Below are 15,312 nucleotides of genomic sequence, written 5' to 3' on the forward strand. Positions count from 1 at the left end.
AAACTTATGCTTCGCCGAACTTGAATCACCCATCAATTGCGATCGTGATTTTCCCTAACTTATTCAGCAAGCCCTAATTGGTTATTTTGCCAATTCAAACAGCACAAACCGCTTGCTGCTGAACTCCAACCTAAGTCTATGCCGATAAATTTCATATAGTTCTGGACGCAGGGGTGGTCAGAAACCGGGTTTTTTTTACGGAAAGACGCGTTACGGCCGGCAAAAACCGCAAAAAACCCGCTTTCTTTGGCTTGGATGCGTCCACTCAACTTTTATCTTGTTTCTCATCGGATGGTGGGGACTGTTTTTGCATTTGTTTTTGACGTTCTCTGACAGCTTGTTCCAAAATGAATGCTGACAAGCCGCTGATTGAACGGCGTTCCTCATTTGCCCACTCTTGAAGTAGGTCATAAATTCCTTCTGCTATGGAAGTTGATATGCGTTTAGCCATTAGAGGGTAATTGTTTCTTATTTAAGCCGATCGTCATTGTCGAGTATTTTATACAATTTTGTCTAATATGCAGCAAACTGTTGCAATGTGCTGCATTATGCGCTATATTCTTAGAGAGTCAAAAGCCAGCGCTGAACTTCCTACGGCCCGCGCTGGCTGATGGTTCCCCAAATACAAGGAGACAGTCCAAATAAAAGGAGACTATTTCTATGGTAAAGCCTGTGAGCGACGGCAGCGAATATAACCGCGGCTATCAACAAGCTTTGAATGATTTTGGCATCACGCAACTGCTGTCGGGTATCCGCAGCTACTCTGATGAGGATTTTGATGCCGATCGCGCGCGCATGACTGGGCCAGAGATCGAAAGCTTTGCGGTGTTTATGATTCTGCGCGTCGGGGCGAATCTGAAAGGAAGTACGATCGCCCGCTACCTCAACACTCTCAGAAAAGCAAATTCTCCGACGATCGCCGATCGCCCCGCGATCGAACTCAACCCAAATTCGCGAGGGAAAACACCTGAAAAGTCAAAGGGGGGCGATCACAATTCTTGGGCGATCGTCCGAATTTTACCCAATGCTGAACACTATACAATTGCGCGTTTTGTCAATCGCCAAGATGCGGACGATCGGCGGAGGGCTTTGTGTCGGTTTATTCCAGGGGGAGTGTTTGAGGTTGTGTGCGATCGTACCTAACCAATAAACACTTCTGGACGGTGACAATTGTAGTCCCTCAGCAATTGAAATCGCTTTTGACCTCTTACTCGTGTGGCGAAGCGCCCCTGGAATGCGAGTAAGAAGTCAAACTACACAAACTCTCGTCCCAGCAGAGTGGGACTGAAGAGTGCTCGCTGCTATCATAATACCTAGATACTGTAAAAAAGCGATGGCTGCCAAAGACCGATTCCATGATGCTGTTAAACAAGCTCTCTTGAAGGAGAAGTGGGTAATTACGGCAGATCCGCTGATCCTCAAGATAGATCAGGTGAAGTTTGAGATCGATTTAGCAGCAGAGAAAGTCTTTGCCGCTGAAAAGGCTGGACAAAAGATTGCTGTTGAAATCAAAAGTTTTTTGAATCCATCAGCGGTGACAGACTTTCATTCAGCGTTAGGACAGTTTTTGAACTACCGCTTAGGATTGCAAATGACCGAACCAGACAGAACTCTATATCTGGCAATTCCTCTCGATATATTTGAATCCTTTTTTCAAGAACGATTCACTCAGGAAGCTGTCCGACAGTATCAAGTGAAGTTAATCGTCTACGAACCGATGCAGGAGGTAATCATCGAATGGAAAGAATAGAGCAGTACCGCCAATTTATCCGCCAGTTGCTAACCACTCATGCCACACCAGAGCAAAATTCAGAATTGGATGTTGAATGTCAGCTTGTGTTCGATACAGAACAAGATCATTACCAAATTTTAGACGTTGGTTGGGAGGGATACAAGCGGATTTATAACTGTTTCATTCACTTAGATATCAAGGATGGTAAAATCTGGATTCAACGCAATATGACAGAAGCCGATCTTGGGCAAGAATTAGTCGAGATGGGAGTACCCAAAGAGGATATTATTTTAGGGTTGCATCCACCTTACAAGCGTCCATATACTGGCTATGGAGTTGCTTAGGAAATGCGTAAGGTTCCCCGGAGTTGAAAAACCTGTTGAAATCGAAATAATCAATGTCTGACGCACGCTATAAGTTAATTTAACTGTCTAACGATTAGCATCGAGACTATTTTGGCATCCAATCAACCAGCCCCGACTTTATTTAGAAGGTTGAGAAGGTTGGGGACTTACAATTAACAATTGATCGCCGGATTGACTTTGTTGAATAGCCATCACTGGCGGGCGAACTTTAGGGTCTTTTTGCTGTTCTTTTGTTAAAGCCGGAAACAGATAAATCCAGTTTCCTCTCTCCAAAAGGAACCGCCAAACTCTAGGTTCTTTGGGATTATTGATATCAGTATAATCTCTTTTGCTCAAATCAGCCAATAGACCTGCATCGCCGATCGCCTTAAATCCTTTAGGGTCTAGTCGGAGTGTTGGACCGTCGAGTTTTCTGCCTAAAGCAATGTTGTCTTGTTTGGCGATTAAGGCAACGGCGGGTAAAGACGAATTTTCCCCGGCATCGCGTCGGGCATCGGCAATACCTTGGTGGTATGCTGACCAAAACAACACTAGCAATACCCAACCGACGATGATAATTTCGTCAACGAGCGATCGCAATAATTTTATCGAGTTATATCTATTGACATTAAATTGTTGCCAAGATTTCAGGATGCGGTAAATCCACCTGAATCTTCTGCCGTAAGGATAGGAAAGCGACCGTGTAATTATGCCATTGATTTTAGCAGCAACTGTCTTGTTTATACTATTCACCAGCCACAAACTGAGGTAAATCGCCAGGGCTGTCAGCAGAAGGGCGATCGCACTTTTGAATATGCTTGTTCCGCCAGCAAAAAACACCTGAAGCGGCACCATAAAAAACGATTCGACGGGTAAATCGAGAGTCGTTACCTCTAGCTGAAAGAAGGAAAAATAAGACCAGCGATAAATCCAGCCCGTGAAAAACAGGGCAGCACCAAGCAAGCCAAAAACACTGGCCAAGTTGCCTAAAATATTCGATTCGGGGGTAGATTCTGGAGTTGGCAGCACGGATTTACCCTCAAGGGACTGAAGTATGGGTTTATAATGGTAGCGGGTTAACGCTTACCCTTGAAAGGAGTTTAAGGAAGTATGAAACGCAGAACACTTTCTTTTCTAGTTGTAGCACTTTTTACAGTAACGGCGAGTATGGCTGGACGAGTTAATGCCACCAGTCAGGAAATCCAGAAACGCAATTTGCCATCCGTACAAGCACAGGCTAACGCCAGCCAGCCCATACCCGTGGCGTTGCCGACGCAAGCGGAAATTGTGATGAAAGGAGGCGAAAAAAGAGATGGTAGAGTTGTAGAGATTGATGAGAAAGGGCAAAAATTATGGATACAGGGATCGAGGGAAAAGCGATCGCTCCCCTTGAGTCAAATTGATAAAATAGTATTTCCCAATAATGCGGTGGTTTATCGAACTAATGGGCTGCAGTTTATTCGGGGCGACACCCCAGTAGATACAAATACTCAAGCGAAATGGAACGGTATTCCGATCGGCGATTTTCGTCTGATAGATGCTGTCAAAGGTCAAGCTGAGGTAAAATTGAGGTCGCCTGTTGTGAATCGGGGGCAATTGCGGGCAATTTTGGCAGTTGCAAAAGATCGGCAATTTGTAGTTGATGAAATGAAATTCGAGCCGCAGAAAAAGACGGTGACTATTTTAGTAACTCCTTATTGATAGTGTTGGGGGTTTAAAACAGCGCCGTCCCCCGTTGTTTGGGAGCGACCGCGAGGTAATTACCATATCTGATGACTTTGATGAACCATTAGAAGATTTTCAGGATTATATGTAATGAGACTTCTGATGCCTCTCCTATTTAATGGAATTTGGTGAATTCTAAAAAAAATGAAACGAATTATTAGGAATATTTTGGTTGTATGTGTGTGTTTAACTCCTCTGACTGTACCACCGATGCTACAACCTAGTAGGGCGCAAAGTCCAAATGCACAGAGTCAAGAAGTAGAGAAACTGATACGGCAAGCAAGGGAACAGCAACAGCAAGGAAAATCGCAACTGGCAATAGAAACATGGCAGAAGATTTTAAGCCTTGTACGACAATTGAACGATCTAACAACGGAAGTATCAGTCCTCAATAGGATTGGTATGGTCTACAACAACATTGGACAACCAAAAGAAGCATTAAAATACTTTAACCAAGCTTTGCCAGTTTCGCGAGAAGTGCGGGATCGCTATGGGGAAGTTTTGACTTTGACTAATATTGGTTTAGCCTACGACAAACTTGGAAAATTAACAGAGGCATGGGAATACCTTAAGCAAGCTTTGCCAATTTGGCAGGAAGTGCGCGATCGCCCTGGGGAAGCTAGAACTTTGACTAATATTGGTTCATATTACCAGAACACAGGACAACCACAAGAAGCATTGAAATACTATAACCAAGCTTTGCCAATTTGGCAGGAAGTGCAGGCTGGCTCTGCGGAAGCTTTTACTTTGACTCAGATTGGTTGGGTCTATGACAGCATTGGCAAACCAGAAGAGGCATTGAAATACTATAACCAAGCTTTGCCAATTTCACAGGAAGTACACGATCGATTTGTAGAAGCTGTTGCTTTGAATGGTATAGGTTGGGTCCACTACAGAATTGGAAAACCAGAAAAGGCATTGGACAACTTTAAGCAAGCTTTAGCAATTTGGCAGGAAGGGGGCGATCGCTCTGGGGAAGCTACTACTTTGAATAATATGGGTTTAGCCTACGACAAACTTGAAAAATCAAAAGAGGCATTGGAATATCTTAAGCAAGCTTTAAAAATTAGGCAAGAAGTGAGCGATCGCCCAGGGCAAGCTGCTACTTTAACTAATATGGGTTTAGCCTATAACAACATTGGAAAACCAGAAGAGGCATTGGAATACCTTAACGAAGCTTTGCCAATTATGCGGGAAGGGCGCGATCGCTCTGGGGAAGCTACTACTTTGAATAATATGGGTTTAGCCTACCAAAACATGAAACAACCAAACGAGGCATTAAAATCCTATAACCAAGCTTTGGAAATTAGGAGGCAAGTTGGCGATCGCCCTGGCGAAGCTGTTACTTTAACTAATATGGGTTTAGCCTACCGAGATATAAATAAACCTACTGATGCCATCAAAAACTTGGAGGACTCCATCAAGATTACTTTAGAAATGCGGAGTGGTTTACAGCGAGAAAATCGCCAAAAGTTTTTACAAGCTAATAACTTAACTCCGATCGCCCTGACATCCCTCCTCATCGACCAAAACCAAGCCGATCGCGCTTTCCAATGGGTCAACATCGCCACCACAGCAGACCTCGCCGACTACACCCGCTTAATTGACGCCAAAGTAGCGAACCCCCAAGCACAAAAAGCCATTGACGAGTGGAATCAAAAAAACCAACAACTCCAATACCTCCGCCGCCAAATCGAAGACAAACCCTCAGACAATCTCGCCCGACAAATGCGGGAATTAGAAGCTGAAGTCTACAGCAAAGCTGAAGAAATCCGCAAAGACTTCCCAGAAGTCGCCGAACTCTTTGAAACCACACCTAAAGACATCGCCCAATTGAAAGCAAGTATCGCACCAGATACGGTTGTCATTCAACCCGTCTTGCTGACAAATGTCAAAAATGTCCCCAATACCGTCGCACTATTCGTCTTGACAAAGGACAGTTTAAGTGTTAAAAAAATTCCGCTCGACCCCGCAGAATTCGACAAACTCCTCACTCAATACCGCGAACAACTGCAAAATACTGGCGACACTAACTTCACTGCAACTGGCAGCAAACTTTACGACATCCTGATTCGTCCGATCGAAGACCAAATTAAAGCTACTGCCGCCAAACAATTGAGCATCATCGTCACGGGCAAACTGCGCTATATCCCCTTTGAAACGCTGTATGACGAACAAACTGATGAATTCCTGATCCAGAAATATCCTGTCAACTATCTCACCCGCATTTCCACAAGGTCAATTCCCCATTCAACTTTACAAGGCAGTGTCTTAGCCTTAGGAAATCCCATCCCCCGCGCGCCGCAAAATTTAGCTGGTACAGAAGAAGAAGTTAGAAATATCGCTCAATTATTCCCCGGAAGTTCCGCCTATATCGGCAATGTCGCCACCCTCGACCAATTCAAAACTCAAGCACCCCGCTTTCCTTTTTTACACCTAGCAACTCACGGCTGTTTCCAACGGGGAGGCTGTCAACAATTGGGCATGGAGGAAAATACACTGCTATTTGCTGACAGCCAATTCAATATTCGCGATGCCGCGTTATTAGGATTGCAAAACACCAGACTCCTCACCTTAAGCGCTTGTCAAACTGCTATGCAAGCAAATTCTAACGGTGAAGAAATATCGGGAGTTGCCTATGTATTTGAGCGTGCGGGCGCACAAGCGGTGATGGCAAGTTTGTGGAATGTTGATGATTCAGCTACTAAAGATTTGATGGTTGAATTTTATCAAAATATCAATAAAGGGATGAGTAAAAATGAAGCTTTGCGACAAGCTAAGTTGAGTCAAATTACTCGCCATCCGTTTTATTGGTCGCCGTTTATTTTAATTGGCGATGCGCGGTAGTTACTAACAGGCGGAACAGTTAATCCGATCGCATTTCCAGATGTATGTGTATCCGTAAATGCGATCGTCAGCAATTAGGAGTAGCAAGTGTTCACAAAATTCAACCTAATTACCTTTCTGGCTCTGCTTCGGAATCAATTTCCCAGGAAACACGACTTTTCGTAGTTCTTCTGCTCCTAAAATGATCGGTGGACACACCAGCAATAGCAGCCATTGCCAGGGTGCTAAAGGTGCTGTCGAAAAGATGCGACTCAACAATTCGTTATTGATCACGATCACCACTAAAATCCATTCAATGGCAATTCCGAGCCAGATTTGTGGATTAGAAAAGAATCCCAGCCGCAGAATTGATCCACGTTCTGATCGACAAGCAAAGACATTGCCCGTTTGACAAGCCACAACCGATGCCAGAGTCATAGTGATGGCTTGAGTATAAATGGCGATCGTAGCGGCATCTGCTGAATGAGACAGAATGCTTGGGGTTGCGGCTTGTAATTCTGCCAAGTCATAACCATAACTCCACCACACCAGAAAAAATGCTGCCATCGCTAGGGCAGCTTCCAGCAATCCCAAGAAGCCATAGGCGCGCAAAAGCAGAGACCGATCGAGAAGCGGTTGCGATTTTTTCCGGGGGGGCTGCTGCATGGTTCCGGCTTCTGCCCGTTCTGCACCCAATGCCAATGCAGGCACTATATCAGTTCCTAAATCAATGGCAAGAATCTGCATGATCACGAGTGCAGGAGGAATCTTCAACGTCACCATGAACAGAAATGGTACTAATTCCGGCAGGTTTGATGCCAGGATGTAGGTCATAAATTTGCGGATGTTTTGATGCACGGCTCGCCCCTCCTCGATCGCGACCACGATCGTCGCAAAGTTGTCATCGGTAAGGACAATATCGGCGGCTTCTCGTGCCACATCGGTGCCATTCATCCCCATCGCGATGCCAATATGGGCAGCCCTTAATGCTGGTGCATCATTGACTCCATCCCCCGTCACCGCAACTACATCCCCGATCGTTTTATAGGCTTCCACCAGTCGCAGCTTATGCTCAGGAGACATCCGAGCAAACACTAGCCCCGATCGATATTTCAGAATTTGTTGCAATTGAGCATCCGACAGATGCCCCATGCCTTCACCCGTTACCACCCGTACAGAATCGGTAACTAATCCAATTTTGCGGGCGATCGCCTCAGCAGTCAGTCCATAGTCACCCGTCACCATCGTCACCTTAATTCCTGCCTGATGGCACTGAGCAAGAGCCTCTCTTACCTCTGGACGGGGCGGGTCAAACATCGCCACCAGACCAATAAAAATCAAGTTTTGCTCTAAATCTTGCGATCGCAAATCCAACATTTCACTCCCCCCACGGCGAGCCGCCACCCCCAAAACCCGAAAGCCCTGCTGGGCTAAATCATCGTTAGCCGCAACTATTTCATTCGAGTCGGATTGAGTGAGTTCTGAGAGAGTGCCATTCCGCAAGATAGATGTGCAGTGTCGCAACACTTCCAGCGGTGCCCCCTTGGTAAAAGCCAGGTTCGGCAAATCGCTATTCCATAGCGTGGACGATCGCCAGTCCAACACCACCGTCATCATCCGGCGACGAGAATCAAAAGGCACCTCCCGCAAGCGGGGAAGCTGTTTTTGCAAAGTTTCCAGATTCAATCCGGCTTTGGCAGCAGCCACCAGCAGAGCCGCTTCCGTTGGATCGCCAATTTCTTGCCAACGGCTAGGCGCTGTCAGGTGAATCAACCGTGCATTCGAGCAAAGTGCCGCCCCCGTAAGCAGCAAATTGACTTTCCAGGATTCTTCAAAATTCGCGGGAATCTGAACCTCACCAGCCGTAGGATCGTATCCAGCGCCCGTCACTTCAATCAGAGTCGCCGTCATCGATGGATGAGATTTCTGCTTCCCGTTAAGAGGTGGTAAGACAGCGGACTCTTGGCTGGCAGGATTTGGGCTGTTCTCCGAAGATTCCCAGGGAAGCCAGAGATAATGCACCGTCATTTCGTTTTTAGTCAACGTTCCGGTTTTGTCGGTGCAGATCACCGTTGTAGCGCTCAGGGTTTCCACAGCCGAAAGACGACGCACCAAAGCATTACGGCGCACCATTCGCCGCACTCCGATCGCCAATGACAAAGTAACCGTCGGCAGTAACCCCTCTGGCACCAGCGCCACAATGATCCCGATCCCAAAAATAAAGCTCTCTTTGAGCTCCATCCCCACCAGCAGGTATGTCAGCAGAAATACCAGAACTCCCATACCAAGGGCGATCGCAGTGATGATCCGCACAATATCAGCAACCTGCACTTCCAACGTGCTAGGTTCCCGTTTCACGACAGCAGTGAGATGGGCTACGTGACCAAACTCGGTTTGTGCTCCCGTGGCATACACCACAGCCACGCCCCTTCCTGACGAAACCGTCGAGCCTGCCAGCACCAAATTTGGGATTTCCGCCAGATTGACCTTTTCTTGTAAGGGATGTTCGCCCGCTGGTATCGTTTTGCCAGCCCGGATTGATGCAGCTTCGCGCACCCGCACCGGATGAGCGTTACGGGCAACAGGAAGCGATTCGCCAGTCATTACAGAAATATCCAGATACATGCTTTCGGCAGTAACTAACCGAGCATCCGCAGAGACGCGATCGCCCTCTTCCAACTGCATCACATCTCCACGCACCAGTTCCTTTGCCGGAATCTGCTTTAGTTCCCCATTCCGATACACTTTTACCTGCATCGGCAATACATTCTTTAAGGCCGCTAATGCCTGCTCTGCTTGAAACTCTTGCCAAAAACTGAATACAGCATTAATCCCGATCACCGCCCAGATTGCCCAACCTAATTGAGGGGTTCCCGAAATGAATGCCAAAATCCCTGCCACCCATAGCAACAGGGCCATAAAGTGCCTTAACTGATCGGTAAATCTTAGCCACAGAGGGCGATGTGCGGGTTCTGGCAACTCATTCGTGCCAAATTTTACGAGTCGATCGAAAGCTTCGTCATCAGACAACCCGTTCTCGCTGATTTCAAAGGATTTATATACATCTTCTGGTGATAGGGTCCAAATTGGTTGATGCGATACTGCCATACATCCCCACCTTAGAAATAGTTACTGAAGTCAGTCTTGGCATATTTTTAGAAGTATTTGTGTAAACTTAATTTTTCTTACAATATCCCTGGGATCGAACTGCCCCAGTACAGATGATTTCTCTACTTTTAATACTGATAATATTGCATCCCGTAGTTCAGGGTGCGACAAGGGGGCCATAAAGCTTGCTGGAAAAGGGTTAGAGCTTTTAATCTCCGTTGATAAAATCTGCGCTTATTGCGAACAGAAGTGACCAATTCTTCTACCCATTCCTCACACTCATGAAAGGCGACTATCCAATTGTGACCGTACAAACCGACCCTAAAAGTGCTATGTCTTCGTTTAGTTCTCCCTGCTTCCTTTTGCAGAAAAATATAAGGAGATTTCCCCAAAATACTTGTTTTTTAGCCTTGGAACCCAGCAGTGGTCATCCGGATGGCAATCAACAAGACTAAACGTACTAATTTATCCTGTGAAGCTTGAGAATCTTTTTTCGTTATAACCACCAGTTTTACACTCCTTAAACATCGCTTCAATTCCCGAGCCTTGTTTATAATCACAGCCGTTTCTAAATCTCCGAAATTAGTCAGCAGATACCAAGGGGCGTTATTTCGAGAGTAAAATCCCAAACATAGGGAAAGCGCGTTTTTGATAAAGCGCACTGACCATCAAAATATTATTCGCTTGTCCAATGGTTCTATCTAAAGCAATAATCAATCGTTTTCCCTTGCGTATGCGTTGAGTAATAATTTATTTAATCATGGGAAACCAAACCAGAAGCACACTTAACAGGCGTCAGTTTCAAAAAGCGTTGTATATGGCGATGACGACTATTCTGCTGAATTGGTAAAGGTAGTGTTGCTGCTAACCTTTCTATGTTTACTTGCTTTTGGTTTTGCTAGAGGCACACTAATAATTTTAATGTAATTCGTTGCTATTTATTCAAATATTTTTGCAGGTGGCTGGGGAGAATTGAGGCAGCATTTTAATCTGGGTATTGTTGAAATAATAAGACTGTTTTTTTTACCATAATCTGGAGGCTGAATTAAAGTTTGTTTTTGGGCGAAAAAAGTCTATTGTCAATAAGCTGGGATATTCTTCACCCCGTCTGAGTTCTACAACCCTTGATTAATCTTGGTTTGGGGGCGCTTGTCGCCCCCTGAAATCCAGTAGCTTCAACAAATCTTAACTTCTCACCCTATACCCTATACCAAGGTATAGGGTATATGATTAGTTTAAGAGGTTGCAATGGAGATAATACCAATGTTCCAATGCGAAGTCTCTCGTCGTTTAGGACTCAATCCACAAACTCTATTCTATATTTTTATAAGCGTATTGGATTGATCCCATCTCCCCCAGCGGACTGAAGCGGACGATCGCCTTTTTAGCCGGCAGGATATGGAACGACTTGCCTTTATTTCTAGTGCCAAGTATTTAGGGCTAAGTCTTGAGGAAATTAAGGAAATTCTAGCGTTGAAAGATGGGCAATTACTCACCTGTAAAGCCGTCTATGACAGACTAAACAAGAAAGTTCAGGCAATTGAGGTCAATATTCGACAATTGCGATCGCTGCATGATGAGCTAGTGCCTTGGGTCAAGCAATGTCAAATCAAATTAGAGCATCCCGACCCAGCTTATCAATGCCTCGTTCTTGAAAAATCACCAGAAGCAGCGCGCGCTCAAAGAGCATCTTGACTGTAAAATTTAGCTCTACCTGAGCCTATAACTGAACAGAATTACATAAGTAAAAAAGGAGCCATGTTATGAATGCGGTGGATATGGAAATATTAGGATCTGGTTGTAAAAAATGTCAGCAGTTGGAAGCTAATGCCAAGGAGGCGAGCGCCGCTTTGAATTTAGAAGCTGAAATCCTGCACATCACCGACCCGATCGAAATCGCTAAACGCGGTGTGATGTCTACTCCAGCATTGACCATCAACGGCAAAGTCGTCAGCAAAGGAAAAGTGATCACGAGCGCAGAAATTCAGAGACTCTTACAACTCTAATAATTGGAGAAAAACCATGTTCGATCCGTTTTATCCGTTCGACTGGTTAGCTACTCAGATTGTGACTCGCCTCTTGGGTTTATCTATAAAATCTCACCTCGGAGCCAGTTTACATTTTTTCCTTTACGATGTACCTAAAGTTTTAACATTGCTGATTGTAATCAGTTTTATTGTTGGTACATTTCAAAGCTTTTTAGAACCAGAAAAAGTCCGGCATTGGTTAGAAGGCAAGCGCACCTTCGGGGGGAATATCCTGGCGGCTCTTGTGGGGATCATTACACCGTTTTGCTCCTGTTCGGCGGTTCCTCTTTTTATCGGATTTTTGGAAGCCGGTGTTCCTTTAGGAGTCACATTTTCCTATCTGATCTCAGCACCAATGGTCAATGAGGTGGCGGTGGTGTTGATCTGGGGATTATTTGGGTTGAAGGTTACGCTTCTTTATATCGGCTTCGGCGTTGGATTAGCGATCGTGGCTGGATATACGATCGGATTACTAAAATTAGAAAAATGGGTGGAACCCTTTGTTTGGAAAATCCAAAAATCCCGCTCGCTAGAGGCTCAAACAGAGGAATTTGAATCTAATCAACTCACTTGGAACCAGCGATTTGAACAGGGATGGTTTCAATCTAGTCAAATTGTGCAATCTGTTTGGCTTTATGTGGTTCTAGGAATTGCGATCGGTGCAGGAATTCATGGTTATGTTCCGACTACTTTAGTCACCCAGATAGCAGGACCTGACAACCCCTTAGCCGTTCCTATTGCTGTTATTTTAGGTGTGCCACTCTATGCGAATATTGCTGGTGTGATGCCAATTACTGAAGCACTGGTTAACAAAGGAATGCCCCTCGGAACTGTGTTAGCCTTCACAATGGCTGTTACCGCTCTTTCATTACCTGAGATGGTCATTCTGAAAAAAGTTCTTCGCCCTCAACTTTTAGCTGTTTTCATCAGCCTAGTGACTCTTGGCATAATCAGTATCGGTTATTTATTCAATGCTTTTCTTGCTTAGCTGCAACCTACTATCTTAGTTGAGTGCCACATAGCCTTCTCGGTTCATAGGCAGTAAATCTCGACTGTATTTGGGGTCAACTATCCCCTGGGAATTCGCCAATACGGGGCTGCGATCAAAAACAATTACTCGATCGCATCCTCAATTGCTCTAAACTCTCCCCCACAAAGCCAATCCGCCGCCCCTTCCCCTAGCCGCAATTATCCCATCTTCTACCAGAAAATATGCAAAAAATGCCTGCTTCCCCACACTCAAACTAAAAAATTCCGCCTCCCGCGCTTCTCCACCGCGAATAAATCCTTGATACACAGTTTTACCCAACAATTTCACGGTAATTCTGGTAAAATCAAAAGCTAAAATATTTTTATTAACCAAAAACTTAGTCGGCCCGGAAAGAGTTAGTCTGATCGCCCCAACTTGCACCGAATTCTCCACCCTGCCGGTTTCGCTATTCTCTTCCCCTTCAGCAACAGGTTCTGCCGAATAAGCAATTTGAATTTTTGCAACCCACTCAGGAATATAACGTCCCGCACCCAACACAATCCCCGCTTTTTGTCGAGTCTTTTTGGTGCCGGTGATAAAGCAGAGTTGCCAGTTGCCGATTAATTGCTCGAAAGAATAGCGAATTTTATTTTTTTTCGCGTTTTTCTCAGCTTCTAGGAGGGCGGCGACTACAGCATCGGGAGATGGTTGAGAATTAGATGTGGCAGCTTGTTCTAGAATAGATAGATTTTCCATTTAATAATATACAGATTTGTATTTTAAGGGTGGTAGCTGAGTTGAGAAACCCCTAAATACCCCAAAAAATCGGGGATTAGGGGTTGACTTTTACAGTTTCTTCGCCCTGATTAAGGGGGGCTTTGAGTGCTTCTTGTCCCACCCCCTACTCGCCTTGTGTTTTGGAGGGCTAGGGACGATCGCATCTGTTAAATGTGTAAGTCCTAAAGCTGCAAGACATTGATAATATTAGCTGAAGTAGCGGAGAAAAACATGGTTGCGATCGCCCCCACAGACACAGAAATCATCGTCGTCGGCAGCGGAATTGGCGGCTTGACTTGCGCTGCAATGCTCGCCCGCTATGGCTTTGACGTGATTGTCTGCGAAAGCCATTCGATCGCGGGCGGCGCCGCACACGGTTTTGAACGCGACGGATTTAGCTTCGACTCCGGGCCCTCCCTGTACTCAGGATTATCCTACAGCCCGTCTGCGAATCCCCTGCGGCAAGTTTTGGATGCAATCGGCGAAAAACTCCCCTGCATCACCTACGATACCTGGGGTTGCTGTTTGCCAGAAGGCGACTTCGACACATCCGTTGGTGCGAGTCAATTTGGCGAAGTGCTCGCACGACTGCGCGGCGCGGAAGCAGTCGCCGAATGGCGGCAACTCCAGCGCATCATGGAACCCTACGCCAAAGCTGCCACAGCCTTACCCTCCCTCGCTTTGCGCTTCGATTTGGGCAGTGTTTTTACCCTCGGCCAATTTGCGCCTGCTTTCCTGCAAAGTGCTGGCGACGCGATCGCACTTGCAGGCCCTTTCAGCAAAATAATGGACAAAAATGTCAAAGATCCGTTTATCCGAAATTGGCTGAATTTGTTGTGTTTCCTGCTGTCTGGACTTCCCGCCGACGGAACGATCGCAGCCGAAGTCGCTTTCATGTTCGCCGACTGGTATCGCCCCAATGCAGTTTTAGACTATCCGATCGGCGGTAGTGCAGCTTTGGTAAATGCCCTGGTAAGCGGTTTAGAGCGCCACGGAGGGCAGTTGCTGCTAAATTCCCACGTTGCAGAAGTTTTGGTGGAAAACAACCGGGCGGCGGGCGTGCGGCTGCGATCGGGCAGAATTATTCGATCGCACAAAGCCGTCGTCTCCAACGCTTCCGTTTGGGATACGCTGAAACTGTTGCCTGAAACCTCAGTCCCGCAAAGGTTTCGGCAACAGCGGCAGGCGACGCCCGAGTGCGACAGCTTCATGCACCTGCATCTGGGAATTGATGCTCCCGGAGTGCGATCGGACTTGGCTTGTCACTACATCTTCGTCAAAGACTGGGAAATGGGCGTTTCCGCCCCTCAGAACGTCGTTCTCGTCTCGATTCCCTCCCTCCTCGACCCCGACCTCGCGCCTCCGGGAAAGCACGTCATTCACGCCTATACCCCCGGAAACGAGCCTTACGATTTGTGGCAAAAGCTCGATCGCACCAGCGAAGAATACAAGCAGCAAAAGCAAGCGCGCGCCGAGGTGATGTGGTTTGCCTTAGAGAGAATTATCCCCGATATTCGATCGCGCCCCGAAGTCACCTTAGTTGGGACACCCCTCACCCACGAACGGTTTTTGCGCCGCCATCGCGGTTCCTACGGGCCCGGTATTCGGGCGGGTAGCGGCTTGTTTCCCGGGCCGACAACGCCTTTAGCGGGGCTGTTTTGCTGCGGAGATTCGACGTTTCCGGGAATTGGTTTGCCCGCTGTGGCTGCTAGCGGTGCGATCGCCGCCAATACGATCGCACCTTTGTACAAACATTTGCAATTAATTAAGGAAGTTATTAGTTAGTTGTTATTAGACATCTCC

General features: G+C 46.3%; 12 protein-coding genes and 1 pseudogene. 9 read left to right on the forward strand and 4 right to left on the reverse strand.

The window, feature by feature from the left end; genetic code table 11:
• Positions 1–265 precede the first annotated feature (265 nt).
• The gene (locus QUA07_RS25020) at positions 266–451 is read right to left on the reverse strand and encodes a ribbon-helix-helix domain-containing protein (protein ID WP_333330572.1); all 186 of its coding nucleotides are present in this window, start codon (positions 449–451) and stop codon (positions 266–268) included.
• A 209-nt stretch (positions 452–660) separates the two neighbouring features.
• Here QUA07_RS25020 and QUA07_RS25025 point away from each other — a divergent pair, with 209 nt between their 5' ends.
• From QUA07_RS25025 to QUA07_RS25035, 3 genes are all read left to right on the forward strand, one after another.
• Entirely contained in the window at positions 661–1,143 is a 483-nt protein-coding gene (locus QUA07_RS25025) for a hypothetical protein (RefSeq protein ID WP_333330575.1), read from the forward strand.
• 190 nt (positions 1,144–1,333) lie between these two features.
• Positions 1,334–1,750, forward strand: a complete 417-nt coding sequence (locus QUA07_RS25030; RefSeq protein ID WP_333330578.1) for a XisH family protein — start codon at positions 1,334–1,336, stop codon at positions 1,748–1,750.
• Positions 1,738–2,076, forward strand: coding sequence for a XisI protein (locus QUA07_RS25035; RefSeq protein ID WP_333085469.1), 339 nt, complete (start codon positions 1,738–1,740; stop codon positions 2,074–2,076). The genes QUA07_RS25030 and QUA07_RS25035 overlap by 13 nt, the downstream gene beginning before the upstream one ends.
• 138 nt (positions 2,077–2,214) lie before the next feature.
• On the opposite strand, the gene QUA07_RS25040 is transcribed toward QUA07_RS25035, so the two are convergent.
• Positions 2,215–3,105, reverse strand: coding sequence for a hypothetical protein (locus QUA07_RS25040; protein WP_333330581.1), 891 nt, complete (start codon positions 3,103–3,105; stop codon positions 2,215–2,217).
• Positions 3,106–3,186: 81 nt separating this feature from the next.
• Here QUA07_RS25040 and QUA07_RS25045 point away from each other — a divergent pair, with 81 nt between their 5' ends.
• Entirely contained in the window at positions 3,187–3,777 is a 591-nt protein-coding gene (locus QUA07_RS25045) for a hypothetical protein (RefSeq protein ID WP_333330584.1), read from the forward strand.
• A 168-nt stretch (positions 3,778–3,945) separates the two neighbouring features.
• The gene (locus QUA07_RS25050) at positions 3,946–6,648 is read left to right on the forward strand and encodes a tetratricopeptide repeat protein (protein WP_333330586.1); all 2,703 of its coding nucleotides are present in this window, start codon (positions 3,946–3,948) and stop codon (positions 6,646–6,648) included.
• A gap of 105 nt (positions 6,649–6,753) precedes the next feature.
• Here QUA07_RS25050 and QUA07_RS25055 read toward each other — a convergent pair whose 3' ends face one another.
• Entirely contained in the window at positions 6,754–9,735 is a 2,982-nt protein-coding gene (locus QUA07_RS25055; protein WP_333330588.1) for a cation-transporting P-type ATPase, read from the reverse strand.
• Between the two features lie 1,365 nt (positions 9,736–11,100).
• Between QUA07_RS25055 and QUA07_RS25060 the strand changes: the two are divergent.
• The 3 genes and pseudogenes from QUA07_RS25060 to QUA07_RS25070 all read left to right on the forward strand — a co-directional run.
• Positions 11,101–11,430, forward strand: a pseudogene (locus tag QUA07_RS25060) (MerR family DNA-binding protein); the annotation flags it as partial.
• Between the two features lie 68 nt (positions 11,431–11,498).
• Positions 11,499–11,741, forward strand: coding sequence for a thioredoxin family protein (locus QUA07_RS25065; RefSeq protein ID WP_333330591.1), 243 nt, complete (start codon positions 11,499–11,501; stop codon positions 11,739–11,741).
• A 16-nt stretch (positions 11,742–11,757) separates the two neighbouring features.
• Entirely contained in the window at positions 11,758–12,750 is a 993-nt protein-coding gene (locus tag QUA07_RS25070; RefSeq protein ID WP_333330595.1) for a permease, read from the forward strand.
• A gap of 150 nt (positions 12,751–12,900) precedes the next feature.
• On the opposite strand, the gene QUA07_RS25075 is transcribed toward QUA07_RS25070, so the two are convergent.
• Complete coding sequence (locus QUA07_RS25075) at positions 12,901–13,488, reverse strand: hypothetical protein (RefSeq protein ID WP_333330598.1); 588 nt, start codon at positions 13,486–13,488, stop codon at positions 12,901–12,903.
• Positions 13,489–13,740: 252 nt separating this feature from the next.
• On the opposite strand from QUA07_RS25075, the gene QUA07_RS25080 reads away from it, so the two are divergent.
• Positions 13,741–15,294: an NAD(P)/FAD-dependent oxidoreductase gene (locus tag QUA07_RS25080; protein ID WP_333330599.1), complete on the forward strand. Its 1,554-nt coding sequence runs from the start codon at positions 13,741–13,743 to the stop codon at positions 15,292–15,294.
• Positions 15,295–15,312: the final 18 nt, after the last annotated feature.

Origin of the sequence: Microcoleus sp. T3_A4 (assembly GCF_036700465.1) — a bacterium.
GTDB lineage: Bacteria > Cyanobacteriota > Cyanobacteriia > Cyanobacteriales > Microcoleaceae > Microcoleus.